17 protein-coding genes are annotated in these 14,847 nt (G+C 65.7%); 9 read left to right on the top strand and 8 right to left on the bottom strand.

All coding sequences use genetic code 11. From position 1 onward, the window contains the following. The first annotated feature begins 9 nt into the window (after window positions 1–9). Window positions 10–381, top strand: coding sequence for an MmcQ/YjbR family DNA-binding protein (locus B4400_RS13225; protein WP_078310882.1), 372 nt, complete (start codon window positions 10–12; stop codon window positions 379–381). Here B4400_RS13225 and B4400_RS13230 read toward each other — a convergent pair. Beyond that, window positions 378–824 carry a nitroreductase family deazaflavin-dependent oxidoreductase gene (locus tag B4400_RS13230; RefSeq protein WP_078310717.1) on the bottom strand — a complete coding sequence of 149 codons (447 nt, stop codon included), beginning with the start codon at window positions 822–824 and terminating at the stop codon, window positions 378–380. The two genes, B4400_RS13225 and B4400_RS13230, sit on opposite strands and share 4 nt — an antisense overlap. Window positions 825–881: 57 nt before the next feature. Here B4400_RS13230 and B4400_RS13235 point away from each other — a divergent pair, with 57 nt between their 5' ends. From B4400_RS13235 to B4400_RS13245, 3 genes are read left to right on the top strand one after another with little or no spacing between them, the layout of a single operon-like run. Beyond that, window positions 882–1,871 (top strand): permease, encoded by a 990-nt coding sequence (locus B4400_RS13235; protein ID WP_078310720.1) that lies wholly within the window; start codon window positions 882–884, stop codon window positions 1,869–1,871. Continuing rightward, entirely contained in the window at window positions 1,868–2,590 is a 723-nt protein-coding gene (locus tag B4400_RS13240) for a TIGR03943 family putative permease subunit (protein ID WP_078310722.1), read from the top strand. Before B4400_RS13235 ends, B4400_RS13240 begins: the two co-directional genes overlap by 4 nt. Window positions 2,591–2,601: 11 nt before the next feature. Then, window positions 2,602–3,279: a haloacid dehalogenase type II gene (locus tag B4400_RS13245; RefSeq protein WP_078310725.1), complete on the top strand. Its 678-nt coding sequence runs from the start codon at window positions 2,602–2,604 to the stop codon at window positions 3,277–3,279. Here the strand turns inward: B4400_RS13245 and B4400_RS13250 are convergent. The 3 genes from B4400_RS13250 to B4400_RS13260 all read right to left on the bottom strand — a co-directional run bounded on the left by B4400_RS13250 (window position 3,276) and on the right by B4400_RS13260 (window position 7,634). Next, window positions 3,276–4,184 (bottom strand): DUF389 domain-containing protein, encoded by a 909-nt coding sequence (locus tag B4400_RS13250; RefSeq protein WP_078310727.1) that lies wholly within the window; start codon window positions 4,182–4,184, stop codon window positions 3,276–3,278. The genes B4400_RS13245 and B4400_RS13250 overlap by 4 nt on opposite strands. A 5-nt stretch (window positions 4,185–4,189) precedes the next feature. After that, window positions 4,190–5,980, bottom strand: coding sequence for an aspartate--tRNA ligase (gene aspS, locus B4400_RS13255; RefSeq protein WP_078310729.1), 1,791 nt, complete (start codon window positions 5,978–5,980; stop codon window positions 4,190–4,192). A gap of 103 nt (window positions 5,981–6,083) precedes the next feature. Beyond that, entirely contained in the window at window positions 6,084–7,634 is a 1,551-nt protein-coding gene (locus B4400_RS13260) for a carboxylesterase/lipase family protein (RefSeq protein WP_286142093.1), read from the bottom strand. Window positions 7,635–7,745: 111 nt separating this feature from the next. On the opposite strand from B4400_RS13260, the gene ypfJ reads away from it, so the two are divergent. Then, complete coding sequence (ypfJ, locus tag B4400_RS13265; RefSeq protein ID WP_078310731.1) at window positions 7,746–8,633, top strand: KPN_02809 family neutral zinc metallopeptidase; 888 nt, start codon at window positions 7,746–7,748, stop codon at window positions 8,631–8,633. Window positions 8,634–8,657: 24 nt separating this feature from the next. On the opposite strand, the gene B4400_RS13270 is transcribed toward ypfJ, so the two are convergent. Continuing rightward, the gene (locus tag B4400_RS13270) at window positions 8,658–9,665 is read right to left on the bottom strand and encodes an Rv2578c family radical SAM protein (protein WP_078310734.1); all 1,008 of its coding nucleotides are present in this window, start codon (window positions 9,663–9,665) and stop codon (window positions 8,658–8,660) included. A 78-nt stretch (window positions 9,666–9,743) separates the two neighbouring features. Between B4400_RS13270 and B4400_RS13275 the strand changes: the two genes are divergently transcribed. After that, on the top strand, window positions 9,744–10,175 hold the full coding sequence (locus B4400_RS13275; protein WP_078310736.1) for a VOC family protein: 432 nt from the start codon (window positions 9,744–9,746) through the stop codon (window positions 10,173–10,175). Between the two features lie 43 nt (window positions 10,176–10,218). Then, a complete protein-coding gene (locus B4400_RS13280; protein ID WP_078310742.1) occupies window positions 10,219–10,569 on the top strand; it encodes a gamma-glutamylcyclotransferase family protein in 351 nt (116 codons plus the stop codon). 4 nt (window positions 10,570–10,573) lie between these two features. Here B4400_RS13280 and B4400_RS13285 read toward each other — a convergent pair whose 3' ends face one another. From B4400_RS13285 to B4400_RS13295, 3 genes are read right to left on the bottom strand one after another with little or no spacing between them, the layout of a single operon-like run. Further along, a complete protein-coding gene (locus tag B4400_RS13285; protein WP_078310744.1) occupies window positions 10,574–10,987 on the bottom strand; it encodes an Rv2576c family protein in 414 nt (137 codons plus the stop codon). Window positions 10,988–10,992: 5 nt separating this feature from the next. Then, entirely contained in the window at window positions 10,993–12,267 is a 1,275-nt protein-coding gene (gene hisS / locus B4400_RS13290; protein WP_078310747.1) for a histidine--tRNA ligase, read from the bottom strand. Further along, complete coding sequence (locus B4400_RS13295) at window positions 12,264–12,935, bottom strand: MBL fold metallo-hydrolase (RefSeq protein WP_078310749.1); 672 nt, start codon at window positions 12,933–12,935, stop codon at window positions 12,264–12,266. Before B4400_RS13295 ends, hisS begins: the two co-directional genes overlap by 4 nt. A gap of 102 nt (window positions 12,936–13,037) precedes the next feature. Here B4400_RS13295 and B4400_RS13300 point away from each other — a divergent pair, with 102 nt between their 5' ends. Both B4400_RS13300 and blaMAB read left to right on the top strand, forming a co-directional pair. Then, the gene (locus B4400_RS13300; protein WP_078310751.1) at window positions 13,038–13,958 is read left to right on the top strand and encodes a peptidylprolyl isomerase; all 921 of its coding nucleotides are present in this window, start codon (window positions 13,038–13,040) and stop codon (window positions 13,956–13,958) included. A gap of 1 nt (window position 13,959) precedes the next feature. Then, window positions 13,960–14,829 carry an MAB family class A beta-lactamase gene (gene blaMAB, locus B4400_RS13305; protein WP_078310753.1) on the top strand — a complete coding sequence of 290 codons (870 nt, stop codon included), beginning with the start codon at window positions 13,960–13,962 and terminating at the stop codon, window positions 14,827–14,829. Window positions 14,830–14,847 lie beyond the last annotated feature (18 nt).

A 14,847-nucleotide genomic window follows, 5' to 3' on the forward strand; every position in this document is an offset into this window, starting at 1 on the left:
AATGAACCGGTGGCCACCTGGGAGGACGTAACAGGCGTCGCATCGGCGCTCCCCGAGGCGCTCGAAACCGCCCCACGCGTGTGGAAGGTGCGCAAAAAACTGTTCGTCTGGGAACGGCCGTTGCGGAAGAGTGATCTGGCAGCACTGGGAGATTCGGCCCCCGACGGCGACATACTGGGCGCCCGCGTCGGCGATGAGGGCGTCAAACACGCGTTGATCGCCGAGGAACCGAACGTCTACTTCACCACGCCACATTTCGACGGTTACCCGATCGTGCTCGCCCGGTTGGAGGCCATTTCGCCGCCGGACCTCACCGAACTGATCACCGAAGCCTGGCTGTGCCAGGCGCCGAAGACGCTGGCACGCAGGTTCCTCGACTAACGGCGACGCAGCTCGAAGATCGGGATCGCCCGGTCGGTCTTCTCCTGGTAGTCAGCGAACACGGGAACTTGCTCGACGACCTTCGGATACAACGCGTCGCGCTCGCCAAGCGAAAGCTCGTGGGCGATCACGTCATAACCGCCGGTTCCGATGTCGATATGCGCATGTGGATGTGCGCGCAGGTTGTGCACCCAGGCAGGGTCCTTGTCGGCACCGCCGAATGAGCCGACGATGTAGATCTTCTCATCGATATCGAAGTAGGCCAGCGGATTCAGACGCTGCTGCCCACTCTTGGCACCGGTGTTGGTCAGGAGCAGAATCGGTACACCGGCGAACTGTCCGCCGACCTCTCCGCCGTTGGCACGGAACTCCTGAGTGATGCCGTCATTGAATTCGTTGATCACTGCGGCGGGCTGTTCATTGAAAGGTGTGTCATCGGTCACCTCACCAGAGTGCCACTGCTGCGCCGCGTTCTCAGGTTCCGCTGACAGGATGGCTGGATGACGGTCGCCGCCTCTTCGTCCCGACGGTGGTTCGGTTCGACCGAGATCCTGGTGGTGGCGCTCATCGCGATGGCCCTGGCCGCGAGCTGGTTACGCGGGATTGTCGATGGTAACGAGAAGCTGGCGACCGCCGGGACCGTGTTCTGTGGGGTGTTCGTCCAGGCTGTCCCGTTCCTTGCGCTCGGGGTGATCGTGAGTGGGCTCGTCGCGACGTTCGTCACCCCAGAACGGCTGGCGCGGTGGCTACCGAACCGATCAGTCGCCGCGGTGGCGGTGGCGGGTGTGAGCGGTGCGGCACTGCCCGGCTGTGAATGCGGTTCGGTTCCGGTGGCGCGCCGGCTGTACGGACCAGGATCCGTCGGTGCTGCCGCACTCACCTTCATGTTGTCGGCGCCGGCGATCAACCCGGTGGTACTGGTCGCTACCGCGGTCGCCTTCCCGGGCCAGCCAAAGATGGTGCTGGCGCGCGCGGTGGCCTCCCTGCTGACCGCCATGGTGATGGGCATGGCGTGGTCCCGGTGGGGACGGGACAGCTGGGTCACCCGCACGCTGCCCGTCGCGCACGCCGGATCCTCTTCCCGCTGGACGACATTCACCGAGGCGGCCCGGCACGACTTTCTGCAGGCGGCCTCGTACCTGGCGATCGGCGCGGTGGCCGCGGCGGCCTTGCACGTGCTGGTTCCGGCCTGGGTGTTCGAGCATCTGGCGGGCAATCTCGTGGTGGGTGTGGTGACCATGGCGCTGCTTGCCGTGGTGCTCGCGCTGTGCTCGGAAGCCGACGCTTTCGTCGCCGCGAGCATCACGATGATGCCGCTGATTCCGCGGCTGGTCTTCCTCGTGGTCGGTCCGGCCGTCGACGTGAAGCTCATCGCGATGCAGTCGGGCATGTTCGGACGGCCCTTCGCGGCCCGGTTCTCGCCGCTGACATTCGTGGTCGCCACCGTCGTCGCGACGGGTGTCGGACTGGCGGTGCTGGGGACCTCATGAGGCGCGACACGGAGAACACGCTGCTGATCCTGCTGGGGGTCAGCGTGGCCATGATCGCGGTGACCGGAACTTTCACTCGCTACGTCAAGCCCGGACTGCTGCCGTGGCTCGCCGGTTCTGCGGTCATCGTGATCGGGCTCGGTCTGGCAGCGATCATCCGCGATGTGCGCCGCGGCCACACAGACCATGACGATGAGCACGACGGCCACGGAGGTCACACCCACAAACACGGCGCCACATGGTTTTTGGTGCTGCCGATCGTTCTGCTCATCTTCATCGTGCCCCCTGCCCTCAGCGCTCGTTCCATCGCGCCGGCCAACATCGGCGCATCGGCCAACACGCCCCGGCGGGCCTTCCCCCCACTGCCACCCGGTGAGGCGCCATCGGTGCCACTGCCGGAGGTCCTGATGCGCATCGCCGCAGGTTCCTCGGACACGCTAAGCGGCCGCACCATCACCGTCACCGGGTTCACGTTCAAAGAGGGCGAGCACACCGACCTGGCCAAGATCGTCATCGTGTGTTGCGCCGCGGATGCCCAGCTGGCGCGGTTGCATATGACGGGCCCGGCGGCCGCGTCGGCATCGGCGCTTCCGGAGAACACCTGGATCTCGGCGACCGGCATTGTGCCGGGCGGTCAGAGCTACCGCGGCCCGTCGTCCATTCCCGTCATCGAGGTCACCGGCATCACCCGCACCGATCCACCCAAGAGCACCTACTGAGCGGAGGCACGTTGCGGTACAAGGCATACCTGTTCGACGTGCAGGGCACGCTGCTGGATTTCTTCGAGCCCGTGTCACACGCGGTGGCCGCGCACGCTCCCAGCATCGATGCGGCCGATTTCACGCGTGCCTGGCGCGCGGACTATTTCGACCGCGTCGCACATCTGGCTCAGTCCGTGGATGACTGGACACGGGTGCAGGATCTCTACGCGCTCGGCTTCGCGGATATCTGCGAGATGTTCGGGCTGCCGCGTCCGGACGTTGCGACCGCCGAGCTCGTCGCGTCCAGCTGGCAGCGCCTGCTGCCATGGCCGGATGTACCCGCTGGGCTGTCGGGGCTGCGTTCACAGGCCGTCGTGGCCACCCTGTCCAACACCGATATGGCCACCATGGTGAATCTGTTCAAACGCCTGGGCATTTCCTGGGACGCAGTGCTCACCGCGGAGGTGTTCGGCAGCTTCAAACCGGATCCGGTGGTGTACCGGCGCGCGCTCGGCTACCTCGGTATCGCACCCGGAGACGCTGCGATGGTGGCCGCACATCCGTATGACCTGCGCGCCGCACGAGAAATCGGCATGGGCACTGTGTTCGTCTCACGGCCCTATGAATACGGCGATCCCGCGTTGGCTCATGACGACCCCGACGAGGAGTTCGATCAGCGGGTCGCCGATATCGGAGATATCGCCTAGCGCAGCCCGCGCGGTCGCACCATCAGGACCAACACCCCGGCCAGGACAATGCCGAAAAGGTTGACCGCCAGCTGCAGCGCCGACAGTCCGGCGATTTCCCATTCCCCCACAGTCGCGGCGACCACCGCGAATCCCGCGGCCGGCACGGTGGTCACCGAGATGAACACCCCTACCAGCGCCGCCGATTTCGCGGACATCAACGACAGCATGCCGGCCGCGCCCGCCAACAACGCGACCACCAACGAGAACGGCCCCACCTGGAATATGAAGTCGACCTGCTGCAGCTCACGCACACTCTTCAACGTGACCCACCCGGCGCCCTCGGCCGCCAGCGCCCCGATGGCAGTCACCGCCATCGCCACCGGGAATCCCACCACCAATGCCAGCAGCGACCGGCGCGCCAGCGACCATTTTCGCCGCACGATCGAAACCGCCAGGGCGGCAAGCGGACCGAACTCGGGTCCCACCACCATGGCACCGACGATGGTGACCGGTGAATCGGTGACCACGCCAACCGCGGCGATCAGGCAGGCCAGGCACAGGAAGGCCAGGAACGTCAGGTTGAGGGCAGATTCTTCGCGGGTGCGCCCGATCAGTTCATCCCAGATGACGGCATCGGCGGGGTCGCCTTCGGCGTCGTCCTCGGCCTCATAGGCGGTCTGCGAGATCACGGTGTCGAGTACTTCCGCGGTGATCGATCCCCGCCTGTCGATATCGATCGCCTTGAGTCCGTCGAGCACATCGTTGGCCGTCTCGCGAGCCACGTCGGCGGTAATCACATCACCCTCCGGGCTGATCGCCGCCCCGGGCACACGCACGATATGTGCGACCCCCGTTGTGGTAGAGAGGAACTCCACCACCTGATCGGAGAGATCGGCGGGCGCGATGACCCGGACGTGCAGCACGTGCGCTACGCGTCCGGCTTACCCGGCTTATCGGCCTTATCGGGTTTCGCGTCGATTCCGGACTCCTTGCGCTGCGCCGGGGTGATCGGCGCCGGGGCATCCGTGAGCGGATCCACACCGCCGCCGGACTTCGGGAAGGCGATGACTTCGCGGATGGACGGGGTACCCGCGAGCAATGCGGTCACCCGGTCCCAGCCGAAGGCGATGCCCCCATGGGGCGGTGCACCGAACGCGAAGGCGTCCAGCAGGAATCCGAACTTGTCCTGGGCCTCTTCGTTACTGATGCCCATGACCTTGAACACACGTTCCTGGACATCACGGCGATGGATACGGATTGATCCGCCACCGATCTCGTGCCCGTTGCACACGATGTCGTAGGCGTAGGCGAGTGCCGATCCCGGATCGTTGTCGAAGGTGTTCTCCGACTCCGGCTTCGGTGAGGTGAAGGCGTGATGCACCGCGGTCCAGGCACCGGAGCCAACCGCCACGTCACCGGCGGCGGTGGCGTCGTCGGCGGGCTCGAACATCGGCGCGTCCACCACCCAGGCGAATGCCCAGGCGTCGGGGGCGATCAAGTCGAGGCGCTGGGCGATCTCGCCGCGCACCGAACCCAGCAGCGCCCGCGAGGATTTGACAGCACCGGCGGAGAAGAAGATGCAGTCACCCGGGCTGGCGCCGACATGCGCTGCCAGCCCATCGCGTTCGGCGTCGGTGAGGTTCTTGGCGACAGGCCCGCCCAGGGTGCCGTCCTCCCCCACCAGCACGTAGGCCAGGCCCTTGTGTCCGCGCTGTTTGGCGAATTCCTGCCAGCCGTCCAGGGTCCGGCGCGGCTGATCGGCGCCGCCCGGCATCACCACCGCCCCCACATAGGGCGCCTGGAACACCCGGAAGCTGGTGTCCGAGAAGTACTCCGTGCATTCCACCAGCTCGAGGCCGAACCGCAGGTCCGGCTTATCGCTGCCATAGCGGCGCATCGCCTCGGCGTAGGTGATCCGCGCGATGGGTGTGGGCACGTGATATCCGATCAGGTCCCACAGCGCGACGAGAAGCTCCTCGGCGAGCGCGATGACATCGTCCTGGTCCACGAAGCTCATCTCGATATCGAGCTGGGTGAACTCGGGCTGCCGGTCGGCGCGGAAATCCTCGTCCCGGTAGCACCGCGCGATCTGGTAGTACCGCTCCATACCCGCGACCATGAGCAGCTGCTTGAACAGCTGCGGGCTCTGCGGCAGCGCATAGAAGCTGCCCGGCTGCAGACGGGCTGGCACCAGGAAGTCGCGCGCGCCCTCCGGAGTCGAGCGCGTCAGCGTCGGAGTCTCTACCTCAACGAAATCATGGCGGGCCAGCACGCTGCGCGCCGCGGCGCTTACCTTGGAGCGCAACCTGATTGCGTTGCCCGGACCCTCGCGGCGCAGATCCAGGTACCGGTACTTCAGGCGCGCTTCTTCACCCGCGGTCTCATCCAGCTGGAAGGGCAGCGGCGCGCTCTCGTTGAGCACGATGAGCTCGGCCGCATTCACCTCGATGTGGCCGGTCGGGATTTCGGCGTTGGCGTTGCCCTCGGGCCGGACCTCGACCACACCGGTGACCTTGACGCAGAATTCGGCGCGCAACCGATGGGCCTGTTCGAGCACCGCGTCATCACGGAACACCACCTGGGACACGCCGGAGGCATCACGCAGGTCAATGAAGATGACGCCGCCGTGATCGCGCCGTCGAGCCACCCAGCCGGCAAGCGTCACGCGCTGTCCGGCGTCCGACTCCCGCAACGTACCCGCGTCGTGAGTGCGCAGCACAAAAGATCCCTTCGACAGTGCTTGTTATACAAAAAGGCCAGTGTTTAGAGGTTTGAGCCTAGCGGCCCGCGTTCCTTGCCCTGCCGGGGCGCCGCGTCGAGACTCAGTGCACCTGGGCCCAGGCGGTACGGCGCGCCGAGTCCGGGTCCTCGATGGTGACGTCGGAGCGAGACCGGATGATCCGCGTGCGCCGACCGTCTGCCCCATAGGTCGGCCAGTCGTCCGGCCCGTCTCCCGTGGCGAAGTCCAGCCAGGCCCGCTGCATGCGGCGCCCCACCGAGGGCATCATCCGTGCCCCGAGCGGGCTCAGCAGCATCCCCACAAATGATCCATAACTGTGCTGGACATGCACGATCTCACTGCCGTGGGTGGCGCCCAGGCCGAGGAGCTTGAGCCCCCACGCGGTGTGGTCGAACCGGTACATATACGTGTCGACGAAGGCACTGTAGGCATCGGCGAACGCCCACATGGGTGCGGCGAACATGGCGTCTGAGCCCACCGCCACCAGGGCCGAACGGCTCGGGTACCGCGGGTACGCGGCGATGATCGCGTCTTGATACTCCGGCCCCACCCGATTGAAGTAGCCGTTCACGGTCGGCTCGGTGGTGGGCAGCATCGGCGGTTTTACCCGCGCGAACATCGACGCCTCATGGCTGTTAGACCCGATGATGAGCGGCACCTGGTGCACCTCGCCGCGCCGCGCCGCCTCGATGGGGTGATGCGGCAGCAGGTCTGTTCCGTGCGTCAGGCCATATCCGAGGATCGGCGTATCGGTGGCGCTTTCGATCTGCAGTTTGGCCGCACCGCGGCGCAGTTCCCGCTGTGGCAACACCTTGAGCCGACTGGGATCGGTGACGTCGAGCAGCTCCATGTATCGGTGCGCCCGCCGGTCACGCAGGGCCTTGTCGGCGATGAGCGGCAACGCGGGACTCTGTGCGATGGCACGCCCGAACAGTCCTGCCGCTGCTGGACTCGCCAGCAGTGCCAGCACCGATGTCGCCCCCGCTGACTCGCCGAAAATGGTGACCCGGTCGGGGTCCCCGCCGAAGGCCGCGATGTTGTCGCGCACCCATCTCAGCGCCGCGATCTGGTCCCGCAGCGCCAGGTTGTCGTCGAAACCCTCTCCCAGGGCGCTGAGCTCCAGTCCGCCCAGTGCCCCGATCCGGTAGGTGACGTTGACGACGACGACATTGCCGTTGGCGGCAAGGCGCGCGCCGCTGTACAACTCCAGCTGCCCGGCGCCGAAGACAAAAGCCCCGCCCGGGATCCAGACCATGACAGGCAGGTTGGCGTGGATGTCCGGCGACCAGACCGTGACGGTCAGACAGTCTTCGCCGCGAATCTTGGGGTCATCGCGGCCGGCGCCCACAAACGATTTGCCTTGCGGCGGCAACGGCGCATGTTCGATGGCGTCACGCACCCCGTCCCAGGGTTCCAGCGGGACGGGAGCCAGGAATCGAAGCTGGTCGACTGGCTGTCGCGCATAGGGCACTCCGCGCCAGACAGAAACACCGCCTTCGGTGGTTCCACGCAAGTCCCCCAACGGCGTGCGGACGACGGTCGGCAGGGCGACGTCAACGGCCACGCATCGAATCGTAATGCGGATCAGCGCTCCGGAGGCGAAGGCCCCGCCGGAAAGTCCCGGGCCGGACATGAACTCTTCGCCATGTAGCGATACGCCCGTCCGTGGAGTATGCAAAGGTATCGGCAGCCGACAGCGGCCGATAGCTGAGCGGCAGAGACACGACATGGGAGTGACTGACCAATGACCTTCAACGAAGGCATGCAGATCGACACCAGCACCACCTCGGGCGGTGGCATGGGCCGCGGCCCCAAGATGGCCATCGGCGGTGGCGTCGGCGGGTTGCTGATCGCGGTGGTGGTCATGCTGCTCGGCGGCGACCCGAGCCAGGTCCTGCAGCAACAGGGCCAGCAGCAGGCGGGCCCCGCGCAGGAACAGACGCAGGACTTCAGTCACTGCAAAACCGGTGCCGACGCGAACAAGTCATTGGACTGCCGCATCATCGCCACCGGGAACTCGGTGGACGCCGTCTGGACGCAGATCCTCGGGCCGAAGTACCCGCGGCCGGGCGTCAAACTGTTCAGCGGTCAGGTGAACACCGGATGCGGTGCCGCCTCCACGGAGGTTGGCCCCTTCTACTGCCCCGCCGACCGGACCGCGTACTTCGATACCAGCTTCTTCCAGGTGCTGGTCGACCAGTTCGGATCCAGCGGCGGCCCCTTGGCACAGGAGTACGTGGTGGCCCATGAGTTCGGCCATCACGTACAGAACCTGTTCGGCGTGCTCGGCAAGAATCACCGCTGCGCCGAGGGCCAGGCGGGCGGCGGCGTGTGCACCGAATTGCAGGCCGACTGCTACGCGGGCGTCTGGGCGAAGCACGCGTCGACCACTGTCCAGGAAGGAACCGGCGTCCCGTTCCTGAAACCGTTGACAGAACAGGACATTCGGGACGCATTGTCGGCCGCATCCTCGGTGGGCGATGACCGGATCCAGAAGCGAGCCACCGGACGCGTCAACCCCGAGGCGTGGTCGCATGGCTCGTCCGAGCAGCGCCAGCGGTGGTTCACCCAGGGATACAACACCGGCGACTTCCGCACCTGCGACACCTTCAACGCCGATAGCCTGAACTAGGTCCAGGCAGCGCGGGCGGCCCCACTAGAACAGCGTCATCTCCGCGGCGGGCGCCAGTTTTGTTGGCCTCGAAGGGGTCTCCTCACGATGCGAGGCCAGCCCGTACTTGCCCACCAGAGGCCCTACGCGCTCTCTCAGCCATGCCCGATACTCGGCGGGCACATAGGCGCCCCTGCGATACAGCTCCCGGTATCGACCGACGAGCTCGGGATGCGACTGGGATACCCAGGACATGAACCAGCCACGTGTCGTCCCGCGCAAATGCAACGGGAAAACCGTCACGCCTGCCGCACCTGCCTGCGCGATCCGGCCCAACAGGTCATCGAGATGCTCCACCGTGTCGGTCAGGAACGGAAGCACCGGCGCCACCATCACATGCGGTTCAAAACCGGCCTCGCGCGCCGCGGTGATCAACGACAGTCTCGCCTGCGGCGAAGGGACCCCCGCTTCAACCTCGCGCTGTAACGCCTCATCTCCGATGGCCAGCGAGATGCCCACGCTCACCGACACCTGCTGTGCCGCCTCGGCGAGCAGCGGTAAATCCCTGCGCAGCAGGGTTCCTTTGGTGAGGATCGATATCGGAGTGCCGGAATCGGCCAGCGCCGCAATGACTCCCGGCATCAGCTGATAGCGCCCCTCGGCCCGTTGATAGGGATCGGTGTTGGTGCCGAGTGCGACCGTCTCCCGGTTCCACGACTTGCGACCCAGTTCTTTCCTGAGCACCGGGACCAGATTGGTTTTCACCACGATCTGGTTGTCGAAATCGGTACCGCTGTCGAACTCCAGATATTCATGGGTGGGGCGCGCGAAACAATAGCGGCAGGCATGTGCGCAGCCGCGAAATGCGTTGACGGTAAACCGGAATGGCAACATGGATACCGCCGGAACCTTGTTGAGCGCCGACTTGCACAGCACTTCGTGAAAAGTGATGCCCGCGAATTCGGGCGTGCGCACACTGCGCACCAGACCGATCCGCTCCAAACCCGGAAGCGCGCCGTCGTCGGCATCCAGCGTCTGCCCGTCCCACCGCATAACCCTATGCGAACATATGTTCGATCACGTGTCAATCCCCGTCGACACGTGTCGGAGCGCGAATCTAGGCTCGGCCCCATGAAGCAGCAGCTGCACTTTGTCACTGTCGCCGCAACGGATCTGGATGCCACTCGGCGCTTCTATGGAGCACTGGGCTGGACACCACTGCTGGATGTCGAGGGCGAGATCGTCTTCTACCAGAGCGCACCGGGACAGCTCCTGGGCTTCTTCCTCGCCGATAAGTTCACCGAGGATCTCTCCGCCCCCGGTGATCATTCACGGGTTTCCGGGATCACCCTGGCCCACAACGTCGATTCCGCAGAGGACGTGGCGACGCTGTCCGGCACCATGGCCCTGTCGGGGGGCACTGTTCTCAAACCGCCACAACCCGGACAGTTCGGTGGGGTCTTCCACGCCCACGTCCAGGACCCCAACGGGTTGATTTGGGAAATCGCCCACAACCCCGGTTGGCGGATCGCTTCCGATGGCACGGTCCACCTGGGGGACTGACGCAGGCGTGCGCCGGCCGTGGCCGGCCTGATTGACTTACCGCGTGACGAATACCGCGACCGAGTTACTGTTCTCCTACGGCACCTTGCAGCAGGCCGACGTGCAGCGCGCCACCTTCGGGCAGGAACTTGACGGTCATACCGACGCCATTGTGGGCTTCGATCTGGACTATGTGACCATCACCGACCCGCATGTCATCGCGACCAGTGGCAGCGACCGTCACCCCATCCTTCGCCCGTCAACCGATGCCTCAGCAGAGGTCCCCGGCATGGTCTTCTCGATCACACCCGAGCAGCTGGCCGCCGCCGACGAGTACGAAGTGGATGATTATCAACGCATTTCGGTGCCACTGCGCTCGGGCGAAACCGCCTGGGTGTACGTGTTCGCCGGCTAGCGGGCTACCACTTGCGCAGAGAACAGGTGACGGCGGTCTCGCCATCGGCCTGGGTGGCGAGGGCACCATCCACGTATACCTCACAGTGGAAGACGGGGGCACCGGTGACGGCCTTGGCCGCCGCGCTCGCACTCACGTACGCCCACTGCGTCGGGTCGTTGAGCGTTGTCTCGACGACGAACGGAGCGTCGGGGGTGATGCGGGTCGAGTTACGCACCAGGTACTTGCTCGACTCCGAGTCGTAGGCCGAGGCGCTCGGCGGCTCGTTCTGCAGCACGAGCGTCTGCGAGAGGAATTCACGGTCGGATCTGATCACGTACTTCACCTGGTGCGGGGCCGCCTCCGCGACAGGCGTCAGCACCATCGTCAAGGTTGCGGCACTGGCCGTGGCGAGCAGAGCTGCGGCGATACGTCCCATACGTGTCATATCCGCGATGCTAGCCGCGCCGTTACTTCATCGACAATCGAAACGATCGGCACGGGCTGCTGAACGCCGTCGGCCAGCGTCTTGAGCTCGATGTTTCCCTCGCCGATTTCCCGATCCCCGGCGACCAGCGCAATCGAGGCTCCCGAGCGGTCCGCGCCACGCATCGCACCCTTGAGTCCACGGTCGCCGTAGGCGATATCGGTACGAATTCCCGCGCTCCGCAGCTGCGCCGCCACCGTCACGAGCACCGATTTCGCGTCCTGCCCCAGGGGCACACAGAAGACTTCGCAGCGCCCACTGTCTCCTACCGTGACACCTTCGGCCTGCAGCGCCAGCAGGGTTCTGTCCACGCCGAGCCCAAACCCGATACCCGACAACGATTGTCCACCGAGCTGCGCCATCAGTCCGTCATAGCGCCCACCGCCACCAATCCCGGATTGCGCGCCAAGACCGTCATGCACAAACTCGAAGGTGGTCTTGGTGTAGTAGTCAAGGCCACGCACCAGCCTGGGGTTCACCACGTACTGCACGCCCAGTGCGTCCAGATGGTGCAGCACCTGATCGAAGTGCGCCTTGGACTCCTCGGAGAGATGGTCGAGCATCAGTGGCGCATCGGCCGTCATCTCGCGCACCTCGGGGCGCTTGTCGTCGAGCACCCGAATCGGGTTGATACGGGCCCGCTCTCGCGTCGCCTCGTCCAGGTCCAAGCCGAAGAGGAATTCCTGCAACAACTCTCGGTACTGCGGGCGGCAGGAGGCGTCGCCCAGCGAGCTGATCTCCAACCGGAAGCCGGTCAGGCCCAGGGAGCGATAGCCCGCGTCGGCGATAGCGATCACCTCGGCGTCCAGGGCCGGATCGTCCACGCCGATGGCTTCCACGCCGACCTGCTGCAGCTGACGGTAGCGGCCGGCCTGCGGTCGCTCATACCGGAAAAAGGGACCGGCGTAACGCAGTTTCATCGGCAGTTGGCCACGGTCCAGGCCATGCTCGATGACCGCACGCATCACCGAGGCGGTGCCCTCCGGACGCAAGGTCACCGACCGATCGCCGCGGTCGGCGAAGGTGTACATCTCCTTGCTCACCACATCGGTGGACTCGCCCACCCCGCGGGCGAACAGTCCGGTGTCCTCGAACACGGGCAGCTCGATGTAGCCGTACCCGGCCAGCCGCGCCTGCTCCAGCAGCCCGTCACGAACAGCCAGGAACTGCGCGGAGTCCGGCGGCACATAGTCCGGGATGCCCTTAGGTGCACTAAAAGTCTTCTCGCTCACTGGATTCCCTCGAGGAACGGGTTGGCACGTCGCTCATCGCCGATGCTGGTGGCATTGCCGTGACCCGGCAGCACCACCGTCGAATCGTCTCGGGTAAGCAGCTTGGCGGCAATCGAATCGAGCAGCTGTTGGTGGTTGCCGCCGGGCAGATCGGTGCGCCCGATCGACATCTGGAAGAGCGTGTCGCCGCTGAACACCACATCGATGGGCCCATTGTCGCTGTCGACCTCGATGCCGAACACAACAGAACCACGGGTGTGCCCCGGTGTGTGGTCGACGGTGAGCGTGATCCCGGCGAGCTCCAGCTTGTCGCCGTCGCCGATCTCTACGAGCTCCTTGGGCTCGATGAATTCCATGCCCTGGATGAACTGGGCCAGACCGGGCCCGATCCCCGCGAGCGGATCGGCGAGCATCACGCGGTCGTCGGGGTGGATGTACACGGGGATCCCGTACTCATCGGCGAGCGGCTGTGCCGTCCAGGTGTGGTCCAGATGCCCGTGGGTCAGTAGCACCGCCTCCGGGGTGAGGTCGCGTTCGGCGAGGATCTCCTTAACTCCGGAGGTCGCCTCCTGTCCGGGGTCGACGATGACGGCGGGGCCGCCCTCGTGGGGCGCCACGATGTAGCAGTTCGTGGCGAACATGCCCGCGGGAAAACCGGTGATCAGCACCCGACCAGCTTAGGCGGCGGGTCCTTCCCCATCTCTCAGGTGTGGCTGGCACACTCTCTGGCGACCTAGATTCTTCAATGGACGCCCTAGGAGGAGAACCCGGTGCCGACCAACGAGCAGCGACGTCAGACGGCCAAGCGCAAGCTGGAGCGACAGCTGGAGAACCGTGCTGAGCGCGCCCGTAAGCAGCGGATCTGGGCGATCAGCGGCGCCGCGGTCGTGGCCGTCGTCGTCGCTGTGGCCATCACCGCATGGCTGGCCATCAGTAAGAGCGACAAGACGGATGCGGCACTGGACACCTCCACCACCCCGGTCTCCACGGTCGACGCGCCGCCGACGTCCTCGTTGCCCACGCCCGACGAGCCGCCCGTCACCGGCCCGGCCCTGCCGAAGTTCGTGCCGTCCGCGGAAGTGGGTGCCAATTGCCAGTACCGGCCCGCGGGCGCGCCCGCCAAGGCCATCGACAAGCAGATGCCGCGCTCCGGGAAGATCCCGACCGAGCCGGCGACGCTCACCGCCAGCGTGAAGACCAGCCAGGGCAACATCGGCCTGGTGCTGGACAACGCCAAGGCGCCGTGCACGGTGAACAGCTTCGCCAGCCTGGCCCAGGGTGGGTACTTCGACGACACCATCTGCCACCGGATCACAAGTGGCAGCTTGTCGGTGTTGCAGTGCGGTGACCCGAAGGGCACCGGTTCGGGCGGTCCGGGATACGAATTCGACAACGAGTACCCGACCACCGCCTACAAGGCCGACGATCCCGCGGCACAACGGGCCGTCATCTATCCCGCCGGCACGTTGGCGATGGCCAACGCGGGCCCCGGTACCAACGGCAGCCAGTTCTTCATGGTCTACAAGGATTCGCAGCTGCCGCCGCAGTACACCGTGTTCGGCACCATCGACAAGACCGGTATGGACACCCTCGCCAAGATCGCCAAGAACGGCATCAAGGCGGGAGCACGTGGCGCGGGTGATGGCACACCCGCACAAGAAGTCAAGATCATCGACCTGCAGCTCGACTGACATGATTTCACGTCGCGTTCTGTTGCTCGGCGGGCTGACCACGGTCGGCGTGGCCGCTGTGGGTTGTTCACGCGGCGGCGACAGCCCAACCTCGCCAACCGAACTCGCCTCCCTGGAAAAGGATTTCGGGGGACGCATCGGTGTGTACGCCCTGGACACCGGATCGGGTGCCACGCTGGGGCACCGGGCAAATGAGCGCTTCCTGATGTGCTCGACGGTGAAGACCTTCATCGTGTCGGCCATCCTGCACCGCCGCCTGAGCGAACCGGGGCTGCTGGACAAGCGGATTCAGTATGCGCAGTCCGACCTCATGGAGTGGGCACCCGTCACGTCCCAGCATGTGGCCGAGGGCATGACCGTCGCGGAACTGTGCGATGCGACCCTGCGCTACAGCGACAACACCGGCGCCAACCTGTTGATCGCGCAGCTCGGCGGCCCGAAGCAGACGGAGAAGTTCGTTCGAAGCCTGGGCGACAACGTCTCTCGCATGGATCGCACCGAAGATCAGCTGAACATCCCGGACGGCGATCTGGACACCTCGACCCCGCAGCAACTGGTGACCAATCTGCGCAGGCTGGCGCTCGACGAGGGGCTCGACGCGCAGGGCCGCGATCTGCTCACCGACTGGTTGAAGCGCAACACCACAGGCGACCAGTCGATTCGGGCGGGAGTCCCGACCGGATGGACGGTCGGGGACAAGACCGGCAGCGGGTTCAAGGGCGAGACCAATGACATCGCGGTGATCTGGCCGACCGGGCGTGCGCCGATTGTCGTCGCCGTGCTGACGGTCCCCGACGATCCGAAGTCCACTCAGGGCAAGCCAACCATCGCCGCGGCCACCCGGATCGCGCTGAAGGCATTCGGCGTCTAGTCGTCTAACACGCCGGTA

Source organism: Mycobacterium sp. D16Q13 (genome assembly GCF_002013375.1).
Lineage (GTDB): Bacteria > Actinomycetota > Actinomycetes > Mycobacteriales > Mycobacteriaceae > Mycobacterium.